Origin of the sequence: Pseudomonas sp. Xaverov 83, from assembly GCF_019352905.1 — a bacterium.
GTDB lineage: Bacteria > Pseudomonadota > Gammaproteobacteria > Pseudomonadales > Pseudomonadaceae > Aquipseudomonas > Aquipseudomonas yamanorum.
Window position 1 is genome coordinate 114,960 of the sequence record NZ_JAAAFU010000038.1, and the last position, 276, is coordinate 115,235.

The 276-nt window shown below is 56.9% G+C and carries 1 pseudogene; it reads left to right on the top strand.

Features of this window, described 5'->3' with window-relative positions:
* Window positions 1-276: pseudogene (locus tag K0H47_RS31115) on the top strand (immunoglobulin-like domain-containing protein); the annotation flags it as partial.

Consider the following 276-nt stretch of genomic DNA (forward strand, 5'->3'; position numbering starts at 1 on the left):
CGGTCAGATCACCTACACCGCCACGCTTTCGAATGAAGCGCATGCGCCGGTCACCGTGACCTTGTCCAACGGCCAGGTGATCACCATTGATGCCGGTAAAACTACCGGCACTGTGGTCTTCCAGACACCTGCTAACGACGTCTACAACAACGGTTCCACCGTCAGCACTACCATCAGCACGGCCACTGGCGGCAACTTCGAGAAACTGGTTCCGGATAACAGCCATCCAGCGGTGACCACCATCACCGACTCGATCGACACCACGACCGTTAAGTT